The organism is Thiofaba sp. EF100, from assembly GCF_039822285.1.
Classification (GTDB): Bacteria; Pseudomonadota; Gammaproteobacteria; order Halothiobacillales; family Halothiobacillaceae; genus Thiofaba.
In genome coordinates this window covers 1-20,457 of record NZ_JBAJEY010000001.1, presented here as the reverse complement: position 1 = coordinate 20,457, position 20,457 = coordinate 1, and the positions used below count along the sequence as shown (strand labels likewise).

The following is a 20,457-nucleotide window of genomic DNA, read 5'->3' as shown; positions in this document are numbered from 1 at the left end:
CATGAGCGAGGGCCCTCTGTTCGAGGTCGAGCTCTACGCCTTCGAGGGCACGAGCGGCACTTTCCGACTCACCCCGCACGAGTTCGACGTGGAGATTGGCGGGGAGCGCTACGAGCGCTGCCCCCTCGAGCGCAGCGCGCTGGCGCTCGGCGCCGAGGCGGCCAAGTCGGCGCTGGAATTGACGCTGCCGCCCGACCACGCGCTCGTGCGCCATCTGCTGCAGGCGACCCTCATCGGCGAGGCGACCGCGGTGCGACTGCGTATCGCCCGACGTAACGCCTGGGGCGATGCCTGGTGGCTTTCCGGCACGCGCTGGATGGGCCGCGTGCTCGGGGTGGAGGTGGCCGATGACGCGGCGCGCATCCGCTGCGAGTCTGCCCAGGTGAGCTTGAAGCGCATTGGTCTGCGGCGGCTCTACAGCCGCGCCTGCTCGCACGTGCTGTATTCGGCCGCGTGCGGGGCGACGCCGATCTCGGCCACCGCGGAAGTGGTCCGCTCCGAAGGCCGCCAGGTGGCACTGGCGAACCTCCCGCCCGAGGTGGCCGGCATGCTCGCCGGCGGCTGGTTGCAGACGCCGGCAGGCGCGCGCCACATGATCGTGAGCGAATCGACCGCGGGCGTGGAACTGCTCTACCCGGTGGGGCTTGCGCCGCAGACGCTCGTCGACCTCGTGGCCGGCTGCGATCACAGCGTGCCCACCTGCGCCGCGCGCTTTGACAACCTCGCCAACTACGGTGGCTTCCCCTTCATCCCGTCGAAGAACCCGTTCTCCACGGGCGTCTTCTGAAATCCGCAGAACCTCCCATGTGGTACCTGGTCGTCATCGTCGTGGCGGCGCTGGTCTCCGTCGCCCTCGCCCCCAAACCGCCCGCCCCGAAACCCGCCGAACTCTCCGACCTCGACGCGCCCACGGCCGAGGAGGGCCGACCGATCCCGGTCGTCTTCGGCGCGGTGCTGCTGCGCGGGGCCAACGTCGTGTGGTACGGCGACCTGGAGGCCGAGCCGATCAAGAAGAAGGGCGGCAAGAAATGAGCATCGACGTCCTCGTCACCATCGCCCACGTGCGCGCCGCGGGGCTCTGCGTGCACGGCACGCGCACCTGGTTCGCGCGCCAAGGCCTGGACTTCCGGGCCTTCCTCGCCCGGGGGCTTCCCGCTTCGATCTTGCTTGCCACGGGCGATGCGATGGCGCAGCGCGTGGTCGAGGTCGCCCGGCAGTGTCATGAGGAGCCGCGCTGATGGGCGGCCGCCGCAAGAAGCAGACCGTCGGCTACCGCTACCGGATCGGGATGCACCTGGTGCTGTGCCAGGGGCCGGTGGATGCGGTGCAGGAGATCCAGATCGGCGACCGCACCGCCTGGGGCGATGCCAGCCGCGCGCCGCTGCCGAGCGGCCATGGGCTGGGGCGCCTGCGCATCGATCGGCCCACGCTCTTCGGCGGCGACGAACGCGAAGGCGGCGTGGTGGGCGACCTCGACGTGCTCGCAGGCAGTGCCGCGCAAGACCGCAACGACTACCTGATGAGCCGCCTGGGCGCGGCCATCCCGGCCTTTCGCGGGGTGTTGTCGATCGTGGCACGCAAGATCCTGTTCGCCGCGAACAACCCCTACCTCAAGCCCTGGGCGGTGCGGGTGCGGCGCTTCACGGCGGGCTGGCACGACGAACCCTGGATGCCCTGGAACGCCGAGGTGCGGACCTGGGATGCCGACACCGGCACCTCTCTCACCGTCGGCATGAACCCGGCCCACATCCTGGTGCAGTGCCTCACCGACCCGCACTGGGGCATGGGCTATCCGCCATCCACCCTCGGCGCGAGCTTCTGGAACGCGGCCTGGGCGCTCGACGCCGAAGGCTTCGGCCTGAACCTCGTCTGGACGCGCCAGCAGCCGATCGAGGCCTTCATCGCCCAGGTGCTCGACCACGTCGGCGGCATCCTCTACCTCGACCCCGAACGGGGCCGCTTCGAGCTCAAGCTCCTGCGCGACGATTACTGGATCGAGGGCCTGCCGCTTCTGGGCCCCGACGAGATCGTGCGCATGGAGCGCTTCGAGCGCGCGCAGTGGGGGGAACTGCCCAACGAGATCACCGTGGTCTACACCGACTGGGCCACCGGCAAGGAGGCCACCGTCACGGTGGAGAACCTCGCCGCGATCCAACTGCAAGGTGGCGTCATCAACCAGCGGCGCGACTATCCGGGCGTGAACTTTGGTCCGCTGGCCGCGCGGCTGGCGCTGCGCGACCTGCGCGCACTGGGCTCGCCCCTGGCGCGCATGACCTTGACCATCGTCCCCGGCGCCCTGGAGCGTCCGCCCCTGCCGGGGGACGTGTTCCTGCTGCATTGGCCACGCCTCGGCATCGAGCGCATGGTGGTGCGCGTGACCGGCATCGACACCGGCACGCTGGGCGCCACCGAATGGCGCATCGAGGCCGTGGAGGACGTCTTCGGCATGGGCCAGACCGTGCTCACGCCCACCCCACCGCGCCTCGAGGAGCCGCCGCTGGAGGCGCTGCCGCCAGCCCTGGTGCTGGCGGTGGAAGTGCCGTACTGGGAACTGGCGCGCAACCTGAGCCGGGCCGATCTGGCCCAGATCACCGACACCGACACCTACGTCGGCGCGCTGGCGGCCGCCGGTGGCCAAGGGCAGCTCAACTGGCAACTGGCCACCGGCGCCTCTAGCGGCGATCTCGCGCCCGTGACGGGCGAGGACTACGCGCCGCTGCTCACGCTCGATGCGGCACTGTCGGCGAGCGAGGCCGATGCGCTGGCCGTGCCGGTGACGGCCCTGGCCCAACCCGAGCGCCTGGCGGTCGGCGACTACGCCTACCTGCTCGACGCCAGCGGCGCGATCCGCGAAGCCGTGGCGATCCTCGCCTTCGATGCCACCGCGGGCACGGTGGATCTCGCCCGCGGGGTGCTCGACACCACGCCGCAGGCCCATCCGGCCGGCACGCGGCTGGTGGGCGTGGGTGAGTGGCTGGCCGCAGAGACCATCGAGCGCGCGCCGGGCGAGTCGGTGTTCGTCGCCGCCATCCCGCGTACCTCGGGCGCCGAAGGGGATGCGGTGCTGGCTGCCAACGGTGCGCCCCTCGTGCTCGCGGGCCGCCAGGCGCGGCCGTACCCACCGGGGCGAGTGCGGCTCAACGGCCAGCGCGAGCCCGCCGTGGTCGCCGGCGACCTCACCCTCACCTGGGCGCACCGCGACCGCACCCTGCAGACCGCCTACCTCGTGCACCAGGACGAGGGGGACATCGGCCCCGAGCCGGGAACCACCTACGCAGTACGCCTCCGTGACCGCAACGGCACCCTCGTGCGCAGCGAAACGGGCCTCGCCGGCAACACCTGGACCTGGGACTTGGCCAGTGCCGCGATGGACGCCGGCGTCGCGGGCGACCGCGTCACCGTCGAGATCGAGGCCGAGCGCGACGGGCTCGTGAGCTGGCAGGCACAGGTGCGCACCGTCGAGCGCGCGGGCTATGGCTTGCGCTGGGGGCAGCACTGGGGCGGGGTGTGATGAGCGCGCGCATCGACGTGCACCTATTGACGCTCGATGAGCCGACCGAATGGCGCGAGGCCTGCATCGCGAGCCTCGCCGGCGCGCCGATCCGCCTGCACCTGCTGCCCGGCCTCCCGGGGCGTGTCGGGCAGGCCCGCGCGGCAGGCTTCGCGCGAGGGAGCTTGCCGCTCGTGTCCTTCGTCGATCCCGACGACCGCTACGAGGCCGGCGCCTTCGCGCATCTGGCCGATGCGCTCGAGGCCTGCCCCTCGGCGGTGCTCGCCTACACCGACGAAGCCCTGATCGACGAGCAAGGCCGCCCCGTCGGCGTGCGGCGGCTGGCCTACAGCGCCTTCCAGCACGCCCACTCGGCCAGCCACGTCCACGGCCTGATCGTGATGCGCCGAAGCGCCGTCGAGCCGGTGCTGACACGCATCGCCGATCTCGACGCCGGCGCCGAATGGCTGCTCACCCGCCTCGTGGCCAGGCAGGGCAGCGTGCTGCACCTGCCCCTCGTCGGCCGCCACTGGCGGCAGCACCCGAACCAGCACCACCGCCGTGCGCGCAGCATGGCTTCCGGGCCACTGCCGAATCTTGCGACACCTTGAGGAGATGAACCGATGCCACAGCTCGATCCGAACCTGGGCCTCGCCTACGGCTGGACGCTGGGCGAGTCCGGCTGGCACACCGGGATGGACGCGAACCTAAAGCGCCTGGGCGCTGTCGTGGGCCTGTCGGTGACGAGCCGCACCGTGACCACGCCACCCGCAAGCCCCACCGACGGAGATCGCTACATCGTGCCGGCCGGTGCCACCGGCGCCTGGGCTGGCAAGGCCGACCAGATCGCGCTGTGGATCGACGGCGCCTGGGAGTACCACGTCCCGAAGGTCGGCTGGCTGGCCTTTATTGCCGCCGAGGACAGACTTGCCGTCTACAAGCCCACCGGTTGGAGCGCCGGCGTTCCCATCTGACCCCGCACCCCGTCCGCCACCCCCGAACCCGCCCGCGTGGCGGGTTTGTCGTTTTTGGAGAGCCGCCCATGACTGAACCGACCCAAGCCCCCGCCCTCGTCGAGAACATGCTGCTCCTGCGCCGCGATGACTTCGAAGACCTGCTCGACCGCGCTGCTGAGCGCGGGGCCGAGCGGGTGCTCGCGCACCTGGGCCTCGAGAATGGCCACGCCGCCCGCGACCTCCGCGAGCTGCGCGATCTGCTGGAGGCGTGGCGCGACGCGCGCCGTACCGCGTGGCAGACCACCATCAAGTTGCTGACGACCGCCATCCTCGCCGCACTGCTGGTCGGGGCCGCCATCAAGCTCAAGCTGATGGGAGGTGGCCAATGATCGAGACCTTGCTCGGCGGCCTCCTGGGCGGAGCCTTCCGCTTGGCGCCCGAGGTTCTCAAGTGGCTCGACCGCAAGGGCGAGCGCAGCCATGAACTCGCCATGCAGGACCGGCTGCTTGCGTTCGAGAAGCTGCGCGGCGCCCAGCGCATGGCCGAGATCGGCGCCGGGGCCGATGCCGCCTGGAACGTGGGCGCCCTCGAGACCTTGCGTGAGGCGGTGGCTGCCCAGGGGCAGCGATCGGGCGCCCGCTGGGCCGATGCGCTGTCGGCGAGCGTGCGGCCGATGATCACCTACTGGTTCATGGCGCTGTACTGCGCGGCCAAGACCGCCGCCTTCGTGGGTGCCATCGAGGCCGGGGCGGACTGGATCCCGGCCATCCAGGCGGCCTGGACCGAGGCCGACCAGGCCCTGTGGGCCGGCGTCCTGAACTTCTGGTTCCTGGGCCGCGTGTTCGACCGGGTGCGGTCGTGATCGAGGTACCCCAGGCGGCCATCGACCTGGCCAAACGCTTCGAGGGCTTCCACCGCGTGCCCAAGCACGACCCCGGTCGCGCGCACCCGTACGTGTGCCCGGCCGGCTACTGGACCATCGGCTACGGGCATCTGTGCGATCCGAAGCACCCGCCGATCACGAAAGGCGAGGCCGAGGCCTACCTCGCCCAGGATCTGAAGGTGGCGCTCGCCGCCACGCTGCGCTACTGCCCGGTGCTGGCCGCCGAGCCGGAAGGGCGGCTGGCCGCCATCGTCGACTTCACCTTCAACCTCGGCGGCGGTCGCTTGCAGACCTCGACCCTGCGTCGGCGGGTCAATCAGCGGGACTGGCCGCGCGCGGCCAAGGAACTGCGCCGGTGGGTGTATGGCGGCGGAAGAGTTCTGCCGGGGTTGGTGGTAAGACGAGAGGCGGAGGCCGTTCTCGTCACATCAGCCACTTCAAGAGATAAGGCGGGTAGGCGTCCAACATGCCTACGCCATGCTAACGACGGATGAAACTTGGTCCACGCCGCGACTCACATGAACAGACGATAAGCGTAGGTGTTGCCCGGAAGTGTTGGCTCGTTGGCGATCGTCCTCGCCAGCCGTTGCGAGTAGCGGATGGTGACCGGTACAGGATCATAGAGCGCATCGTTGTTCCAGTCCATCTTCGTTAGAGCCAGCGCCTCGAGGGCGGTCAGCTCCATCGGGCCAACGCCCGCGTGCCGCGTGATGTTGATTGGGCGTGGAATGCTCTTCTTGCCTTGGTAGTAGTCATTTCTCAACGATGCGCGCGGCGCGTTACCGGCAACCCAAACCAAGGCGGATGTCCCTGAACGAAACAGCACAGTCCCGCGTGGAACGGGATAGTTGTCAGGCTCGCTTCGCTGACCCTCAATGCGGCTCTCCTTTAGCCAAACGCCACGCCAGCCCGGACTACTGGCAACCTCCACACATTCAACCTCGGGGACGGCGGACAAGGCATCAAGAGCACCTTCCAGCTCCTCGGGTTTGAATGAGGTGGTCTTGTGAACGACCAGTCGCCGGGGCAGCAAACCTCCGTTGCGGCTTTGATAAAGATTGAGGCTACGAGCCAGCACTGCTCGCATGTCGTTGCGACTAAGGAATGGGTTGCGCCGAGCTTCCTCGATATCGCTTACAGGATCACGGGCCTCAAACGCCACGAACTGCATCCCGCCACCGTCCGCGTCGAAGACCTGCGAGCAGCAGGTTACATAGTGCGCCTCCTTCGGATCACCTCGCAGCGCATACGCCAGACCGATGTAAGCCGTGTCCTCGGGTACCCCTGGCAGGGGCGCCAGCTTCCATGGGATCCCTCCCGCCTTTACGTACAGTGCAATCGACAGGCGCCAGGCCAACGATGCCTTGTAGCCAAAAGTGAAGACTCGGTCGTTGATGACCTGCGTTGGAATGCTGTGGGCAGCACCAAGCGCTTTGAGAGCATCATGCGCATCAAAGCCGGGCGCCCGGAAAGCGACTTGCCATGCATCGGGTAGATGCACTAAAGCCACGTCAAACTGATCGCGCACTAACGCCAGACGACTCATACCATCGCGCAATGCGTGCAGCAATCGAGCGTGGGGCGGACCGGCAGGGCCAAGGGAGTCAAGGTCATCAGGCCACTTGATGTGCGCCAAGGGGGTCTGTGCTCCGACTAGAGGAACGCCAAAAACCTTCTCGAAACCCCGGAACGCCGGCACATACTCCTTGCGGTCTCCAGGCGCATGATGCGACCGCAGTGTTTCAATCAAGTCCCGCACACGGCTCCGTCCGCCGGCTGGGCCGAGGCTTGCCAACCGCAGTGCGGGTGTGTAGGTCGCAAACGTCGCGCTGCTGTAGGCACCATAACGGTCAAGCCCTCGCAACGGATTCACGTCCAGCGACATATTGTCGGAACTGAACGCCAACTGCGGCTCATCAAGCAATGAGAACGGTGGCAGCTTGGAAGCGTTGTAGCCGCTCATAGCCCACCTCGCAGGAAATAGTCGTGTTCATGGCTCGGTCGACTCCACCCTGTTACCGGTGAGAGTTGGAACACAGCGTCTACCCCCGACTCATCTTGCAAGCCAAGGGCACACAGCGTGTCGCCATCTTGGCCAGCCAGCAAATCTGCCCACGCGGAGATTATTCGAGCCCATACGGGGTTGTAACGCGTCGCCCACCGCTCACGTACCCAGTCAATCACTGGGTCTCCTTGTCGAAGTGACATTGGCGCAGAGTCCGGGGATGCATCATCGGCGAGCCCTTCCTTCCCATCCGGGCGCGGCGTCTCGACATGCGTTGTCGGTTCAAACACGCACCACCAACGACCGGCGGCCTGATCCAACCGGAGTTTCACTCCTTCGTTGAACGGATGGTTGTGGTTCGGTACCCTGCCAACTAAGGCTGAGGAATAGGCTTGTTTTAGACGCGACAACTGCGCGTTCCGGAGATCGGCATTTGCCTTGCTATCCTTCGGCGAGCCGTTCGCCACCAGCACGAAATGCCCCTTGCGGCGCATGCGCGCGAACAATGGTCGTCCCTGGCACACTGCGCGGGTCAGCGCATCGTAGACCAGACCCAGTGCCCAGCTGTCCCTGTCGGGACGCAGCTCGTGAGTGCCAGCCAACCGACCGCCCACAGATGCAAAGGCCCGCGCTAGATCTTCGTCTGCGCCAAACGCTACGATGTCTCGCCCATTGCTGACGGCCAGCGCCTTCACCTCTGATTCGCGCAGTAGTTCGCGGACGCGGACGGTGGTTATGGGCGCATCGACCTCGACTCGGCGCGCTACCGTTGGCATCGATAGAATCGGAATCGCTGAGCATTGCAATACGGGGAAAAGCCGCCTTTCCTGCGTGGGAAGTGGGACATCGCGCAGAACCGGGTCCGGCCGAGATTGGTAAACATGGTTGAAAAGCTGAGACGGCAGGGCAATGCCATCGATAATGTCGGCGGCCAATTCGTCGAACGTCTGCGACTCGACAATCGTCGCCGATATACCCGCCTGCCTCGCTGCTTCGAGAAATGTGGTCACTGCAGGAAGAACGGCACGGGCAGATCGGGCCACCCAGAATATTCCGCCGGGAAACGCATCTGGTGCTGCTAGCGCTTCGGTCAAAGCGTCCATCACAGAGGCGTCGCGCCCGCTGTAGCCAATGACCACGAGGCCAAATCGCGCGCACGCGGCGGTCAGGACTCGCCGCATCTTGGCGTCCTGCTCCTTCAGTTCATCAGTAGTATTTTTCAGCTTGACGGACTGGAAGTCGCCGTGGAGTTTTGCCAGCAACGGCCAACGCGACTCACGCAGGCACAGTTCGGCGCGATCGGCGTTGTCGATCGCCGCCACTGTCATGTACACACGGTCATTGGCCTCCATTAACTGATCAGTCAATGTGGTCGCCGTCTCGACAAGGGGATCGAAGTTCGTAGTGAAGACACATGGCACGCGCCGGGTGGTCAGGAGCGATGCGAGTACCCGATGGGCAAACGACGGCGTGCCTTTCTTGATCGCATCCTCGATGTAACTGCGGCGAGCCTCTGGGGTCGGATACACAGCCTCAAAGGCAGCCGCGTACTCCGTTGGATCGTCGGGAGGGGGGAGCACCGCGCGCCTGCTGAAAAACAGGTTAATCCGCTCTATCCAGATAGGATCATTGGCGTCCACTTCACGCTGTTTAACCCCAGACAACTGACAGAACAACCGTTTCTTGAAGTCCTGGATCATTGCGTAGCCGGTTGGAATGCCGGCGGATGCAGACGCCCCGGCCCCAAGGAACCAGGCAAGCTGCTGCGGCCTCAAGCAAAACGTGCTTGCAAACTGCGGCCCTGTCAGTGTCTTTATCATCTTCTCACTACCTAAGGAAGGTCTGAACAACCCGCCCTGACGCCTCGATCTCGGTCTCCCAAGGCAGATTTTTGTCTCGAATGCCGTTCCAATGCCCTGTATACGCGCCGTTTCCGGCGCTTTCAGGCGGGTTTCCCCGCCTTACAGGCGCACCAACCCTGTCGCCGGCAACAACCGCCGGCGCGCCATCCACAGGTTCGACAGCGCAAACAGCGTCAGCACCTGGGCCGCGTTCTTCGCGATGCCGCGGTAGCGCACCTTCATGTAGCCGAACTGCCGCTTGATCACCCGGAACGGGTGCTCCACCTTCGCCCGCAGGCTCGCCTTGTAGCGCTCCCAGCGCTCGGCGTAGCGCCGCTCGCGCTGGTTCTTCATCGCGCGCAGCTTCGACGGCTTCTCCGCGATCAGGAACGCCGCCGCCACGTCCCGCAGCTCCTCGCGCTTCTCGGCACCCGTGTAGCCGCTGTCGCCGCAGACGGTGTCCTCCTCGCCGTGCAGCAGCTTGTGCGCCTGCGTCACGTCCGCCACGTTCGCCGCCGTGCATTCCACGTGGTGTACCAGACCGGACACGTCATCGACGCCAATGTGCGCCTTCATCCCGAAGTACCACTGGTTGCCCTTCCTGGTCTGGTGCATCTCCGGGTCGCGCTCACCGTCCGCGTTCTTCGTCGAACTCGGCGCGTTGATGATCGTCGCATCGACGATCGTCCCCGCGCGCAGGCTCAGACCCTTGCGCTGCAGGTGCGCGTTGACCTGCGCAAACAGCTTCTCGGCCAAGCCGTGCGTCTCCAGCAGGCGCCGGAAGTTGAGGATCGTCGTCTCGTCCGGGATGTCGTCCAGACCGCCAATCCCGGCGAATCGCCGCATCACCGGCGTATCCACCAGCGCCTCTTCCATCGCCGAATCAGACGGCGCGTACCACTGCTGCAGGAAGTGGATGCGCAGCATCGTCGCCGAGGGGTAGGGCTGTCGGCCGGGACGACCCGATTGCGGGTAATGCGGCTCGATCAGCGCCAGCAGCGCCTTCCACGGCACCACTTGGTCCATCTCCGCCAGGAACACCTCGCGCCGCGTGCGCTTGCGATTGGTCAAGGACTCGGCATCACCGAACGACAGCTGCATCACGCCCCCCTCAAGTGGTGCGGCATTCTCACCGAAAGTGGCGGAGTTGTTCAGAGGTTCCCTAAGGAAGATCTGCACAACACCCGCCGCAGCGTGAGTTGATGCACTTGATTTCGGATGGTGCCGGTTCCCGGCCCGCAAGGTCGGTTTGAAGGCCGATTTCCCCCCGTTTGGCGGCCCTCTGGCCGCCTGCAGACGCACTCATCCCCGCATCTCCTGCAGCAACGTGCGCCGCACCATCCAAAGGTTGGACAACGCAAACAGCGTGTGCAGCTGCGCCGTGTTCTTGGCCAGACCCCGATAGCACACCTTCACATGCCCGAACTGGCGCTTGATCACCCGGAACGGGTGTTCGACCTTGGCCCGGATGCGCGCCTTGGTCTGCTCCAGCTTGTCCAGGATCGCGCCCACTGGCGTACTTTTGTCCAGCACCCTGCGCTCGCCCGGTCGCATGGCCACGTGCCAGTTGACTTCGATGTCCTGCGTTTCATCGCGCTTGCTCACGCCCTGGCAGCACGCGTCGGCAAAGACATCGGTTTCCTCTCCATGCACCAGCGCGTGCGCCGACGTCACGTCGTTGACGTTGGCCGCGGTTCCCACCACCGTGTGCACCAGGCCCGAGTCCGCATCTACGCCGATGTGGGCCTTCATGCCGAAGTACCACTGGTTGCCCTTCTTGGTCTGGTGCGTCTCGGGGTCACGCTGGCCGCTGCGGTTCTTGGTGGAGCTGGGCGCCGCAATCAGTGTGGCATCCACCACGGTGCCGCTCTTGAGCAGCAGGCCGCGCTCGCTCAGCATGGCGTTGACGCGCTCGAGTATCTGGCGGGTGAGGTCGTGTTCCTCCAGTAGGTGGCGGAAGCGCAGGATGGTGCTCTCATCCGGAATCACGTCCACCCCCAGGTCCAACCCAACGAACTCACGCAGCAGCGGCGTGTCGTACAGGGCTTCTTCCACCGCCGAGTCCGACAGGCCAAACCACTGCTGCAAGAAGTAAATGCGCAGCAAGGTCTCAACCGCAAAGGGCGTGCGACCACCTTTTGGCCCCGGCTTGGCCGCGTAGGGTTCGATGAGCGCGACTAGCAGGCTCCACGGCACCACCTGCTGCATCTACTCCAAAAACTCGCGCTTGCGCGTCTTATTGCTGCGGCGCTCAAAGCCGCTGCCCATCGCACTGGCCAGGCTCATCTGCTTCATGGCGTGACTGTCGCACAAAACGAGGGGGTTGGGGTGGGGTTGTGCAGACCATCCCTTGTAAGCACGGCTTGCTCCTGAGAGAATCAAAGGTTGAACAAGATTCCCGAACGTGGAGCGGGATAAAGGCAGTGCTCTCGCACTATCGGTCCTAATCATCCACTCCCGAAAATCAAGAACCAATGGCCACCGGTACTCCAACCGATCCCAAACGCTACGTGGAGGCAATCCGCGCAGAGGGCTTGAGCATCTACGATCCGATTGCGGTTGGAGATCCGGTTCTCTGGATTCCCACTCCGGAGTTGCAAGCACTTCTGGATACTGGTCTTCGCGGCTTGTCTCTAAATGGATTGCCGCTGCGGACACGTTCGAAAGTTGTCAAGACGCGCATTTGCGAAATTTTGGGTTATCCCGTCCCCAACTCATTCCGGAAGACGCAACCCCGCTTTCTAGGGCAAATGTTTGACACCTACACGCAGAAATCCAACAACTTGCAAGTCTGGAATGAAGAACTCTCGGCGTCGCGCCGGTATGTGATCATCCGCGTTTCGGAGGCGGATGTGATCACTCGGGTTAAGGTGGTGACTGGCGACACGCTGGCGCTGCTAGATACTACCGGAACGCTGACCCGCAAATACCAAGCGCGATGCATCCCCGGGTCGCAAGCTATAGAGTTGATCGCTGCGCAGGATACAGAGCGGCTTTTGCCGTTCGTGACTCCAGATGTCGATCTGACCAAGATCGCTACGCCCGTTTTGCATCCGGCGGCAGGACAGATTTTGGCAATCGACACAGTATTCAAACGGCTGGCGCCCCTGGTTGGCCAGCGTTTTGCAGATACCGGTGCGGATCAGGAGCGCAATCGAGGTGCGGCACTGCACCGGCTGGTCTGCGCGGCTCTAGGCTACCGCTCCTATCAGGACGATGGGCAGTTCCCGGATGTGCGGCACCAGCTTTTGGAAGTCAAGCTGCAAACCTCGCCGACCATCGACCTCGGCCTCGTTACACCCGAAAGCGTCGAGCCGCTTGACGTGCCTTTGGTCGGCGGCCAGCAAGTTAGGCATTGCGATGTACGATACGGAATATTTTACGGCGAAGTCGCCAACGGCTCAGTCACGTTAACCCATTTCTTTCTGACGACAGGGGCGGCTTTCTTTACGCGCTTCCCTCAGTTTCAGGGAAAGGTTCTAAACGCTAAGCTCCAGATACCCCTACCGGCGGACTTCTTCGATACCTAATCCGAAAGCCCGCCAGATCAGCTCATCCAGATCGCGCTCCATCTCCTTCACCTCCGGCGCATGGTTGGCTTTATAAATCGCCTTGGCGCGGGTGATAATTTCCTGTGAAAGCGGCAAAGAAGGATCAGGCAAAGGAAACTGCTCGACATACTGCGTGATGAAGCGGCGGCGTCCAGCATAGAGTTTGTTGTTAAAGCGGTGGTCATAAAAAGATTCAGCAAAAGTCGAGTTCGCCACCGCGCAAGCGAGCCAGAGCAAATCGGTGTCATCCTCCCGGCTTGTCGCAAGCCAATAGCAATCGCCGTTCACCACGGTACCGTCGAGATCGATCCAGAAGGTTGGACGCTCGCAAATGTCACGGAAGACGAGTTTGGGCGCGCTCCATGCCTGCGGGTCCTGCGGGACCCATATTTCATACCAGCTACGTCCAGCCTCCATCACATAGGATCGTCCTTCAAGCGCCAAACGATGCTTTTCCAGATACGCACGACTCTTGGGGAAATTCTCAATTGGGATTGCCTGTCTCTTTCCTTGCACGACTTCGTGGGGATAAAGAATTGCGCGACCTTTCTTCGGGGTTGACGCCCGAAACCGTCCCGCTGCGTGATGGGTGGTCAACGGACGCAATAACTCGGGCTTTTCTGCGCCAAAGGCGCTGTCCCAATCGTGCCGAATGAAGACTTTGTCCGCACAGGTCTTGACGCCAACACGGATTTTGCCGATCTCACCAAAACGCTTCCAGGTTTGGCGGTCTACCATGGCCAACCATTCATCACCGGATTCGGACGCTAACCGCCACACATTGCCAACACCACTGGAAGAATCCAGCGTGCCGTGGCGCACTCGGAATCGTCGTCCGTCTGCTACGACCACGACACCCGTGTATCTCAATGCCTCTAATGGATCGGATGCTTGGGCTTCGGGTTCGTCCTTGACTTCGTAGATGGATGTAAAGCGCGCGGCACCGGCAGAAGCTGATGCCCTTCCCCGAGCAACGAGAACAGCGGGAAGGACGGCCGCACTAAAGAGTTTAGTGTCGCCAAGATCCCAAATTTGGCGAAGGTCGAAACGCTCGAGCAGCGCCGAACGCAACGCACCGCCGCCTTTTGTTGTCATAAAGCGATTCGAGACGATGATGCCCGCCGTTCCGTTCGGGGAGAGAACCTGCGCCATGCCCAGAAGGAACGCTTGATACAAATCCACGCAACCCGTGAGACCAAAGGCGCTGGCGAGTTGCTGCGCGCGCTCCGCTCCCATGATCTGAGTGCGAACGTATGGGGGATTAGCAATAATAAGATCGAACACTTTGGCTTCACTGCAGGAAAACAGGGACGGCACTGCCCTATTGGTTCCCGCTTTCAGCGCAAAATCTAGAAAGTCGCCACGCATGAGTTCCAGTTGCGCTTTTGGGTGCGCCGCGCGGATGCGCCTGGCTGACTCGTCGAGCGCTGAAACGTTGGTGTCGAATCCGCGAATGCTCAGCAATGCGCCGGTCTTGTGCTTCAATGCGTCCAGTAGCGCCAACACAAGCGCCCCGTCTCCAATGGCCGGATCGAGGATCGTGATCAACTCGCGGCCTTCAAGTTCGGCGTTTTCAACGATACGCTCGGCAACAAATCGAGCCAAGTTATCCGGTGTATAGGTTGCGCCGTGTGCTTTTTTTGCTTCAACACTTTGATAGCGTTGGGTGGTGTCTTGTATGATGATCTGATGCATGCGGATCCCTAATCTCCGTGCTGCTCGTAGCGCCTTTATCTAGAAGGATTGCCCAAGCATGAGGCTACGGTTTTCTTGTTTCCGTATCCGATATCTTTAAGGTCGGCGAACACTCGAGAACCCGATCGGGAGTTCCAGGGGAACTAGCAATTCCTGCAAGCGGAAGAGCCATTTGGCCATTTGCGCCTGAGAGATATTGCTCAGCGGCTCGAAGGAACCATTCCTTTAGAGTGGACCCCTCTTGAGCCAGTGCTGCATAAAGCGCCCGCTTAGTCGCTGGCTCTACTTCGATGACAATCCGGCCGCTGTTTCCGATGCTCATGGGGTAGGTGGGGAGCAATATGACGTTACGAATGTAACATTACACCGAATGTGACGCGATGCCAACAGGCAATCTTTTTCCCGTTGACGGTTGTATTGCGTGGACGTCGTAAGGGGTGGGTTCCTGAGGAACTGGCCGAGAGATTGGATCTCGAGGTGTTTTCTATCCTGTTCCATGGCCAGGTGCCGAGGTCTGGGGTGCCCTGCGTACCGTTGAGCAGCGCTACGTTCAGAACGGGCAGAAGGACACCTTTGAGGACGTCGTCGGCAACTCGTCGCGGAGTTGAAGCGCACAGTTGCGACGACGGTGACGGCAGGCAAGTAGCAGTAATGAGTGCCCCTGAAAAATTGTCATGTCCCGGCTGATCGATAGGCCTCTTGTGGAACAGCTCCGGCCTGCCCTGGAGCACTGTTTCATCGCTTACATGGGTGTGCGGCCGCCGAGCGCGGACTGGGGCAAGTGCTGTTTATACAGCCAAGCATAGCGCTTGAGCGTCGTCTCAAAATCCTCGCCACTGACGAAGCGGTGCGAGCGCAACACCTCCTCGATGCGGCCGTTGGAGCGTTCCACCATCCCATTGGTCTGCGGGCGGCGCACGCGCGTGAGCCGATGCTCCATGCCGAGTGCTGCATACAGCGCGGCGTGCTGCCCCGCTGGGGTGCGCTCGCCCGTGGTGATGAAGCGGTCAGTGAACTCCTTGCCATTCTCGGTGAGGTGCCACACCGGTGCCAAGAGGGTCATCCTCGCAGGCCTCAACCTCATGAGTTTGACCAGGCAGCTTTCACTGCCACCATGCATATAGGCGGCGTCGGTTCATCGGCCCGAACTCACGCTCTAGCCCCTTGGCTTGCTATCTTGTTCGGAATCCGGGTTGTGCTTTGGCGGCGACTCCACCACCAATACCCAAAATCCCAACCCTCATCGGTTGGGATTTTTTTTGCCCGTTCCCCCAGTGTTGGCGCGGTTTCCGGGCCTGGCCTTGCGAGCGCCACCCCTGCGAAGTCGGCGTTTTTGCCCCCACCGACGCCTCTCTGTTCTCCGTTTTCTCTGGTGGCCACGCGAGCGTTCTCGAGGCCATTTCCTTTGCTGGCGCGGGTTTAGAGGCGGTCGGTTGTGGTTGGCAACTCCTGTAGCGGTGGCGACCGAGTGCCAAGCGGCCACAAAAAAACCGCCCGCAGGCGGTTGCTGGCGCTGGGTGTGACGCGCTCACCCGGGTGGCGCGAGCACGCGCATCTGGTCGCCCCAGGCGTTGGGCCAGGGGCGGCGCATCACCTTCTCCAGCACGGCATTGGGCGAGCCAACCAGCCGTTCCACGACCTCCGGGGCCAGGAGCGTCAGCCGCATGACCCGGCGCACCTGTGTCACGTCCATGCCTTCGGCCTCGGCGATCTCCGCCACCGACGCGGCCCGCTGCTCATCCAGCAGGCGTTGCCAGTGGTGTGCCAGTCCGAGCGCCCGCATCAACGCGGTGTCCTGCGCGGCCGACCGCGCTTCCCGCTCCCGGGTGGCCTCGGACAGGAATTCCTGTGGCGCGTCCAAGGGCGTGATGACCTGCTTCTTCAGCCCCCGCTTCACCAGCGTCCAGGGCACGAAGGTTTCCAGTTGCACGCCGCCTGCCGGGTTCGGCAGTTGATAGGTGACCGGATCACCCTTGAACCGGCCCCGGTGCTTCTTGCTCATGCGTCCTCCTCAAAGCGCTTCACGATCTGGCGTTGCGCCTCCCAATCCACCGGCAGCGGGTTGCGCTGGAACCAGATCAGGTTCATCCGGCGAGGCTGCCGCCCGGCCATTAGCAGTTCGAGGATGTCAGGCGCGAGCAGGGTCAGGCGCATCAGCTCGTTGGGCACCGAGGGGTGCAGTCCTTCGGCCCGGGCAATGTCTGATCCACTCTTCATCACACCGGTGTCCACGAGGTGCTGCCAGTAGAAACCGCGTGCCACCCCCTCCAGCAGCGTCACATCGTGAACGTGGCGGTCGTCGGCGGCCACCCGCCGCGCGCCCCGGCGACGGAATGTCAGGGGCACAAAGGTTTCTAGTGTGTCGTCCATCAGGCTTCGACCTCCACCAGTTCCGCGCCGATGCCTCTCGGGGCGAACTCGCCGATCAGGGCGTCCCAGCCCAGTTCCCGCCACTTCACCTTGATGCCCTGAACCTCGCCGATGTGGACGAGGTCGATGCGCTCGATCATCAGGTTGGCGATGCGGTGGCGCTCGACCGGGAACAGTTGATCCCACACGTCGTTGAGCCGTCCCATCGCCATCACCGTGGTGGCCTCGTCGATCTGGGCCCCATTGCGCTGGATGTGGCGCACCACCGATGCGATGGATTCCGGGCTGGTCAGCACCGTGCGGATCTGGGCCACCACCGCTGCCTCGATCTCCGGCGCAGGCAGGCGCTCGTAGCTCTTGCCTGGTGCCCCGAACCGGCTTTCCGACTTGGACACGTAGTAGTGGTACTTGCGCCCGTTCTTGCGCGAGTAGGTCGGGTACATCCGTTCGCCCGAGGGGGCGTACAGCAGGCCGCGCAGCAAGGCGTCAGTACGCGACCGGATCTTGGTTTCCACCGACCGGGCGTGCCCATCCCTGGCCAGCACCGTGTGGACCTTGTCCCAAAGCTCCTGGTCGATAATCGGCGGGTGAGCGCCGGGGTACCAGTTCCCCTTGTGCGATAGCTCCCCCAGGTAGATGCGGTTGCGCAGCAGCTTGTGCAGGTACTTCTTGTCGATGCGCGTGCCGCTGCGGGTCTGGCCCTCCTGTGTCGTCCAGGCCTTGGTCGTGATGCCGTCGGCAGTCAGATTGACGGCGATCTGGGTCGGCGAGCCGACGGTCAGCATCTCCTCGAAGATGCGACGCACCACCGCCGCCTCGGCCTCGTTGATGACCAACAGGCGGTTGTCGACGTCGTAACCCAGGGGCGGGACGCCGCCCATCCACATCCCCTTGCGCTTGGCGGCGGCGATCTTGTCGCGGATGCGCTCGCCGGTGACCTCGCGCTCAAACTGGGCGAAGGACAGCAGGACGTTGAGCATCAGCCGACCCATCGAGGTGGTAGTGTTGAACTGCTGGGTGACCGACACAAAGGACACCCCGTGGCGTTCGAACACTTCGACCATCTTGGAGAAGTCGGCCAAGCTGCGCGTCAGGCGGTCGATCTTGTAGACCACCACGATGTCGATCTGGCCGCGTTCGATATCCGCCATCAGGCGTTTCAGCCCCGGCCGATCCGTGTTGCCGCCAGAGAAGCCGGGGTCGTCGTAGTCGTCGGCCACCGGAATCCACCCTTCGGATCGCTGGCTGGCCACAAAAGCGTGGCCCGCCTCCTTCTGCGCGTCGATGGAGTTGAACTCCTGGTCAAGCCGTTCATCCGAGGACACCCGGCAGTAGACGGCGCAGCGCTTGCGGGCCTTGGTGCTGGCGATCTCGCTCATCGCGCACCTCCCTTGCTCAGGCCAAAGAACAGCGGCCCCGACCAGTGCGCGCCCGTGATGTGGCGGGCCACCGCTGTCAGGCTCTTGAAGTTGCGCCCCTGGTACTCAAACAGCCCCTCGGCGGTGACTGTCACCCGGTGTTCGCGCTCGCCCCATTCGCGCAGCAGGATCGTGCCCGGCGCGAAATCGAACTCGCGCGGCTTGGCCCGCAGCTTGATCTTGGAGTGTTTTGCGCCGATGGCTTCCAGGCGCTGGCGGGTTTCGGGCGCAAGGCCACCGAAGGCTTCCTCCTGCAGCTTGTAGGCGAGGCGAGACTCGACGTGCGTGCGGTTGGGGTAGTCCGGGCGGCGCGGGAAATACCGATCCCACACCGTCCAGAGCTCGGGCATCGGCAGGCAGGCCAGTTCGGCGATCCGTGCGGCGACGGATGCTTGTTTTTCGTTCATCACAACTTCTCCTGTTGATAGGGGGTTGTATGAACGCGCTGGTCGGGCAGGAAGCCAAGGCCAACTGCTCTCTGTTTTGGCTCATCCGCAGCAAGGGTGCGGACGATGGCAGCCGCAAGGATGGCGGCGATTTCGCCAGCGCGGGCGCTGGCGCTCATCTCCGGGGGAGATGCGAGTTCGAGGTTCTTCATGACGGCTCCGAGGAATTGCAACCGTCAGGAATGGTGGGCCCGATTGTCCGAAGCGGATCTCAACGCAGATCAATCGGGGGGCTTCAGCTCGATAGCCGGGTGCGACCGCTATGCCTTGACGAACGGAGCCAACACCAGTCGAAGAAGATGGCGCGGCGGTGCCTCAGCCAGAATCGGCGCGAGTAACGCCGACAGTGTCCCATGATCGACGCCCGCATGGATGCTGGCCTGCTGCAAGACGTGGGCCGCGTCCTGGATGTCCACGCCGGTGATCTCGTAGCCGTGGCCCCGTGCGATCCAGCGCAGCGCCGATAGGGCCGCATGGATGGCGAACTGCGGCTGGTCGACGGCGAAGTCCCTGGCGGCGCGGGTCAAGGTCCGGGGATCGGTGGGGCTTTTAGTGGCGAGTTCAGCGGCGAGGGTGAACAGTCCCGCCTCCTTGGCCGCAGCGAACCACTTGCCTTCCGTGCCGGGCGTACTGGCGATCAGGTCCCGCAGAACTTGCTCTGCTGGAATCTCCGGGTATTTTTTGGTGATGGCGCGGAACGTGGCCAGGTTCGTGCTGCCCTGGTTGGCCTCGATGGCATAACGTCGGTAGGCCTCGTCGACCAAGCCCGAAGACAACAGGATGCCTTCGCAGGCCTCGGCGATCTGCCAGCCCGGATCATTGAGCCCGCGCGAGTCTTCGGCATAGCGGACCGCCTCCGCTTTCCTGCCCATGGCAACCAGTGCCTTCACGCCCCAGAGACGGTCGTGCCACCACTTGAACCTCGCCTTGTCGATCAGGGCGAGCAACTCGTCATGGCGGCCCGCCGCGAACAGCGCAGAGAAACAGGCGCTGGTGCCCTTGAAGTAGCCATGGCCCGATGCAGCGGGGCTCCACACGCGTTCAACGACGGGCATGAAATCGTCGGCCCATCGAGAGGCCAGTTCCGGCGTCACGCACAGTTCGCCCCAGTAGTCGCCCAGCAGCTCGATGTAAGGCATTTCATCGTCCTGCAATGCCTGCCACAGGCGGCCCAGCCAGCGCTGCCGCTGCTTGGGTTCGACGTCGGCCTCGATGATGATGGGCACGAGGGTATCGATGGCTTTGTTGACCGCCGAACCGAGGGCTCCGGAGGAACTGTCCACCTGCTCGAGTGCGGGCGACAGCTTCTCCAGCAAGGTCACGGCACCCTCGGCGGCCAGTACCGGCTCCTTGCGGGCCACCTGCTTGATCTCGGCGAGGGCTTCCTTGATCCGCTGGATGGGTGTGTCGGAACGCCAGCCGAAGGCGTGACGCCGAAAGCGTGGCGCAAACTGCCATTTATGTGCGCCGCTCATCACGCGTTTTCCGTGATTTCGGCAGCGGAATGCGGCAGATCATCGTCCTCGATGGCCGCATCAGCGGTCGGCAGATTCAGCTGCCAGGCATGTGAGCCTTTGACCCGGATGAGGTAGTTGCGCCACGGCGAGTGCTTGCTGGTGAACAAATTGGATGGCGAGGCGCAGCCCGTGTCCTTCATCAGCTTCTTGGTGTTCACATGCGGCGAGCCAGCGGCATAGGCATCGACCAAGCGTTGCAGCACCAGGATCTTGGCTTTGTTCGTCACCTTGGGTTCTACCCCGTTTTCACGGACGGTTGTAAAAGGCTCAAGAATTTCTGATCCT

At 63.9% G+C, this 20,457-nt stretch carries 21 protein-coding genes and 2 pseudogenes; 10 read left to right on the top strand and 13 right to left on the bottom strand.

What is annotated here, in order from left to right; translation table 11 throughout:
• Nucleotide 1 precedes the first annotated feature (1 nt).
• The 9 genes from V6D91_RS00115 (at nucleotide 2) to V6D91_RS00075 (ending at nucleotide 5,823) form a co-directional block, all read left to right on the top strand.
• Nucleotides 2-787, top strand: coding sequence for a DUF2163 domain-containing protein (locus V6D91_RS00115; protein WP_347317173.1), 786 nt, complete (start codon nucleotides 2-4; stop codon nucleotides 785-787).
• A gap of 17 nt (nucleotides 788-804) precedes the next feature.
• Nucleotides 805-1,032: a hypothetical protein gene (locus V6D91_RS00110; RefSeq protein ID WP_019562227.1), complete on the top strand. Its 228-nt coding sequence runs from the start codon at nucleotides 805-807 to the stop codon at nucleotides 1,030-1,032.
• On the top strand, nucleotides 1,029-1,238 hold the full coding sequence (locus V6D91_RS00105) for a hypothetical protein (protein WP_347317172.1): 210 nt from the start codon (nucleotides 1,029-1,031) through the stop codon (nucleotides 1,236-1,238). The genes V6D91_RS00110 and V6D91_RS00105 overlap by 4 nt, the downstream gene beginning before the upstream one ends.
• The gene (locus V6D91_RS00100; RefSeq protein WP_347317171.1) at nucleotides 1,238-3,511 is read left to right on the top strand and encodes a phage tail protein; all 2,274 of its coding nucleotides are present in this window, start codon (nucleotides 1,238-1,240) and stop codon (nucleotides 3,509-3,511) included. The genes V6D91_RS00105 and V6D91_RS00100 overlap by 1 nt, the downstream gene beginning before the upstream one ends.
• Nucleotides 3,512-3,528: 17 nt before the next feature.
• Nucleotides 3,529-4,101, top strand: a complete 573-nt coding sequence (locus V6D91_RS00095; RefSeq protein ID WP_347317170.1) for a hypothetical protein — start codon at nucleotides 3,529-3,531, stop codon at nucleotides 4,099-4,101.
• Between the two features lie 12 nt (nucleotides 4,102-4,113).
• Nucleotides 4,114-4,464 carry a DUF2793 domain-containing protein gene (locus tag V6D91_RS00090; protein WP_347317169.1) on the top strand — a complete coding sequence of 117 codons (351 nt, stop codon included), beginning with the start codon at nucleotides 4,114-4,116 and terminating at the stop codon, nucleotides 4,462-4,464.
• Nucleotides 4,465-4,532: 68 nt separating this feature from the next.
• Complete coding sequence (locus V6D91_RS00085) at nucleotides 4,533-4,835, top strand: DUF6127 family protein (RefSeq protein ID WP_347317168.1); 303 nt, start codon at nucleotides 4,533-4,535, stop codon at nucleotides 4,833-4,835.
• Complete coding sequence (locus V6D91_RS00080) at nucleotides 4,832-5,308, top strand: hypothetical protein (RefSeq protein WP_347317167.1); 477 nt, start codon at nucleotides 4,832-4,834, stop codon at nucleotides 5,306-5,308. Before V6D91_RS00085 ends, V6D91_RS00080 begins: the two co-directional genes overlap by 4 nt.
• Nucleotides 5,305-5,823 (top strand): lysozyme, encoded by a 519-nt coding sequence (locus V6D91_RS00075; RefSeq protein WP_347317166.1) that lies wholly within the window; start codon nucleotides 5,305-5,307, stop codon nucleotides 5,821-5,823. The genes V6D91_RS00080 and V6D91_RS00075 overlap by 4 nt, the downstream gene beginning before the upstream one ends.
• Nucleotides 5,824-5,843: 20 nt before the next feature.
• On the opposite strand, the gene V6D91_RS00070 is transcribed toward V6D91_RS00075, so the two are convergent.
• The 4 genes and pseudogenes from V6D91_RS00070 to V6D91_RS00055 all read right to left on the bottom strand — a co-directional run bounded on the left by V6D91_RS00070 (nucleotide 5,844) and on the right by V6D91_RS00055 (nucleotide 11,470).
• Nucleotides 5,844-7,292, bottom strand: a complete 1,449-nt coding sequence (locus tag V6D91_RS00070) for a hypothetical protein (protein WP_347317165.1) — start codon at nucleotides 7,290-7,292, stop codon at nucleotides 5,844-5,846.
• Nucleotides 7,289-9,154: an SIR2 family protein gene (locus V6D91_RS00065; RefSeq protein ID WP_347317164.1), complete on the bottom strand. Its 1,866-nt coding sequence runs from the start codon at nucleotides 9,152-9,154 to the stop codon at nucleotides 7,289-7,291. The genes V6D91_RS00070 and V6D91_RS00065 overlap by 4 nt, the downstream gene beginning before the upstream one ends.
• A gap of 141 nt (nucleotides 9,155-9,295) precedes the next feature.
• Nucleotides 9,296-10,276, bottom strand: a complete 981-nt coding sequence (locus V6D91_RS00060; protein ID WP_347317163.1) for an IS5 family transposase — start codon at nucleotides 10,274-10,276, stop codon at nucleotides 9,296-9,298.
• Nucleotides 10,277-10,477: 201 nt separating this feature from the next.
• Nucleotides 10,478-11,470: pseudogene (locus V6D91_RS00055) on the bottom strand (IS5 family transposase).
• A gap of 179 nt (nucleotides 11,471-11,649) precedes the next feature.
• On the opposite strand from V6D91_RS00055, the gene V6D91_RS00050 reads away from it, so the two are divergent.
• Entirely contained in the window at nucleotides 11,650-12,705 is a 1,056-nt protein-coding gene (locus V6D91_RS00050; RefSeq protein ID WP_347317162.1) for a hypothetical protein, read from the top strand.
• On the opposite strand, the gene V6D91_RS00045 is transcribed toward V6D91_RS00050, so the two are convergent.
• The 9 genes and pseudogenes from V6D91_RS00045 to V6D91_RS00005 all read right to left on the bottom strand — a co-directional run.
• The gene (locus V6D91_RS00045) at nucleotides 12,679-14,421 is read right to left on the bottom strand and encodes an N-6 DNA methylase (RefSeq protein WP_347317161.1); all 1,743 of its coding nucleotides are present in this window, start codon (nucleotides 14,419-14,421) and stop codon (nucleotides 12,679-12,681) included. The two genes, V6D91_RS00050 and V6D91_RS00045, sit on opposite strands and share 27 nt — an antisense overlap.
• Before the next feature lie 671 nt (nucleotides 14,422-15,092).
• Nucleotides 15,093-15,457: pseudogene (locus V6D91_RS00040) on the bottom strand (integrase core domain-containing protein); the annotation flags it as partial.
• Nucleotides 15,458-15,949: 492 nt separating this feature from the next.
• Entirely contained in the window at nucleotides 15,950-16,423 is a 474-nt protein-coding gene (locus V6D91_RS00035) for a hypothetical protein (RefSeq protein WP_347317160.1), read from the bottom strand.
• Complete coding sequence (locus V6D91_RS00030) at nucleotides 16,420-16,791, bottom strand: hypothetical protein (RefSeq protein WP_045785217.1); 372 nt, start codon at nucleotides 16,789-16,791, stop codon at nucleotides 16,420-16,422. The genes V6D91_RS00035 and V6D91_RS00030 overlap by 4 nt, the downstream gene beginning before the upstream one ends.
• The gene (locus V6D91_RS00025; RefSeq protein WP_347317159.1) at nucleotides 16,791-18,170 is read right to left on the bottom strand and encodes a recombinase family protein; all 1,380 of its coding nucleotides are present in this window, start codon (nucleotides 18,168-18,170) and stop codon (nucleotides 16,791-16,793) included. The genes V6D91_RS00030 and V6D91_RS00025 overlap by 1 nt, the downstream gene beginning before the upstream one ends.
• Nucleotides 18,167-18,616 carry a DUF2924 domain-containing protein gene (locus tag V6D91_RS00020; protein ID WP_347317158.1) on the bottom strand — a complete coding sequence of 150 codons (450 nt, stop codon included), beginning with the start codon at nucleotides 18,614-18,616 and terminating at the stop codon, nucleotides 18,167-18,169. The genes V6D91_RS00025 and V6D91_RS00020 overlap by 4 nt, the downstream gene beginning before the upstream one ends.
• Nucleotides 18,616-18,807 (bottom strand): hypothetical protein, encoded by a 192-nt coding sequence (locus tag V6D91_RS00015; RefSeq protein ID WP_347317157.1) that lies wholly within the window; start codon nucleotides 18,805-18,807, stop codon nucleotides 18,616-18,618. Before V6D91_RS00015 ends, V6D91_RS00020 begins: the two co-directional genes overlap by 1 nt.
• 108 nt (nucleotides 18,808-18,915) lie before the next feature.
• Entirely contained in the window at nucleotides 18,916-20,130 is a 1,215-nt protein-coding gene (locus V6D91_RS00010; protein WP_347317156.1) for a hypothetical protein, read from the bottom strand.
• A partial coding sequence (locus tag V6D91_RS00005; RefSeq protein ID WP_347317155.1) for a hypothetical protein occupies nucleotides 20,130-20,457 on the bottom strand: 328 nt, incomplete at its 5' end. The genes V6D91_RS00005 and V6D91_RS00010, both read right to left, overlap by 1 nt.

Excerpts from the sequence above, each read along its gene's own strand:
- V6D91_RS00115 (WP_347317173.1), top strand. The coding sequence starts at position 2 with ATGAGCGAGGGCCCTCTGTTCGAGGTCGAGCTCTACGCCTTCGAGGGC.
- V6D91_RS00110 (WP_019562227.1), top strand. The coding sequence starts at position 805 with ATGTGGTACCTGGTCGTCATCGTCGTGGCGGCGCTGGTCTCCGTCGCC.
- V6D91_RS00105 (WP_347317172.1), top strand. The coding sequence starts at position 1,029 with ATGAGCATCGACGTCCTCGTCACCATCGCCCACGTGCGCGCCGCGGGG.
- V6D91_RS00100 (WP_347317171.1), top strand. The coding sequence starts at position 1,238 with ATGGGCGGCCGCCGCAAGAAGCAGACCGTCGGCTACCGCTACCGGATC.
- V6D91_RS00090 (WP_347317169.1), top strand. The coding sequence starts at position 4,114 with ATGCCACAGCTCGATCCGAACCTGGGCCTCGCCTACGGCTGGACGCTG.
- V6D91_RS00085 (WP_347317168.1), top strand. The coding sequence starts at position 4,533 with ATGACTGAACCGACCCAAGCCCCCGCCCTCGTCGAGAACATGCTGCTC.
- V6D91_RS00080 (WP_347317167.1), top strand. The coding sequence starts at position 4,832 with ATGATCGAGACCTTGCTCGGCGGCCTCCTGGGCGGAGCCTTCCGCTTG.
- V6D91_RS00070 (WP_347317165.1), bottom strand. The coding sequence starts at position 7,292 with ATGAGCGGCTACAACGCTTCCAAGCTGCCACCGTTCTCATTGCTTGAT.
- V6D91_RS00065 (WP_347317164.1), bottom strand. The coding sequence starts at position 9,154 with ATGATAAAGACACTGACAGGGCCGCAGTTTGCAAGCACGTTTTGCTTG.
- V6D91_RS00060 (WP_347317163.1), bottom strand. The coding sequence starts at position 10,276 with ATGCAGCTGTCGTTCGGTGATGCCGAGTCCTTGACCAATCGCAAGCGC.
- V6D91_RS00050 (WP_347317162.1), top strand. The coding sequence starts at position 11,650 with ATGGCCACCGGTACTCCAACCGATCCCAAACGCTACGTGGAGGCAATC.
- V6D91_RS00045 (WP_347317161.1), bottom strand. The coding sequence starts at position 14,421 with ATGCATCAGATCATCATACAAGACACCACCCAACGCTATCAAAGTGTT.
- V6D91_RS00035 (WP_347317160.1), bottom strand. The coding sequence starts at position 16,423 with ATGAGCAAGAAGCACCGGGGCCGGTTCAAGGGTGATCCGGTCACCTAT.
- V6D91_RS00030 (WP_045785217.1), bottom strand. The coding sequence starts at position 16,791 with ATGGACGACACACTAGAAACCTTTGTGCCCCTGACATTCCGTCGCCGG.
- V6D91_RS00025 (WP_347317159.1), bottom strand. The coding sequence starts at position 18,170 with ATGAGCGAGATCGCCAGCACCAAGGCCCGCAAGCGCTGCGCCGTCTAC.
- V6D91_RS00020 (WP_347317158.1), bottom strand. The coding sequence starts at position 18,616 with ATGAACGAAAAACAAGCATCCGTCGCCGCACGGATCGCCGAACTGGCC.
- V6D91_RS00015 (WP_347317157.1), bottom strand. The coding sequence starts at position 18,807 with ATGAAGAACCTCGAACTCGCATCTCCCCCGGAGATGAGCGCCAGCGCC.
- V6D91_RS00010 (WP_347317156.1), bottom strand. The coding sequence starts at position 20,130 with ATGAGCGGCGCACATAAATGGCAGTTTGCGCCACGCTTTCGGCGTCAC.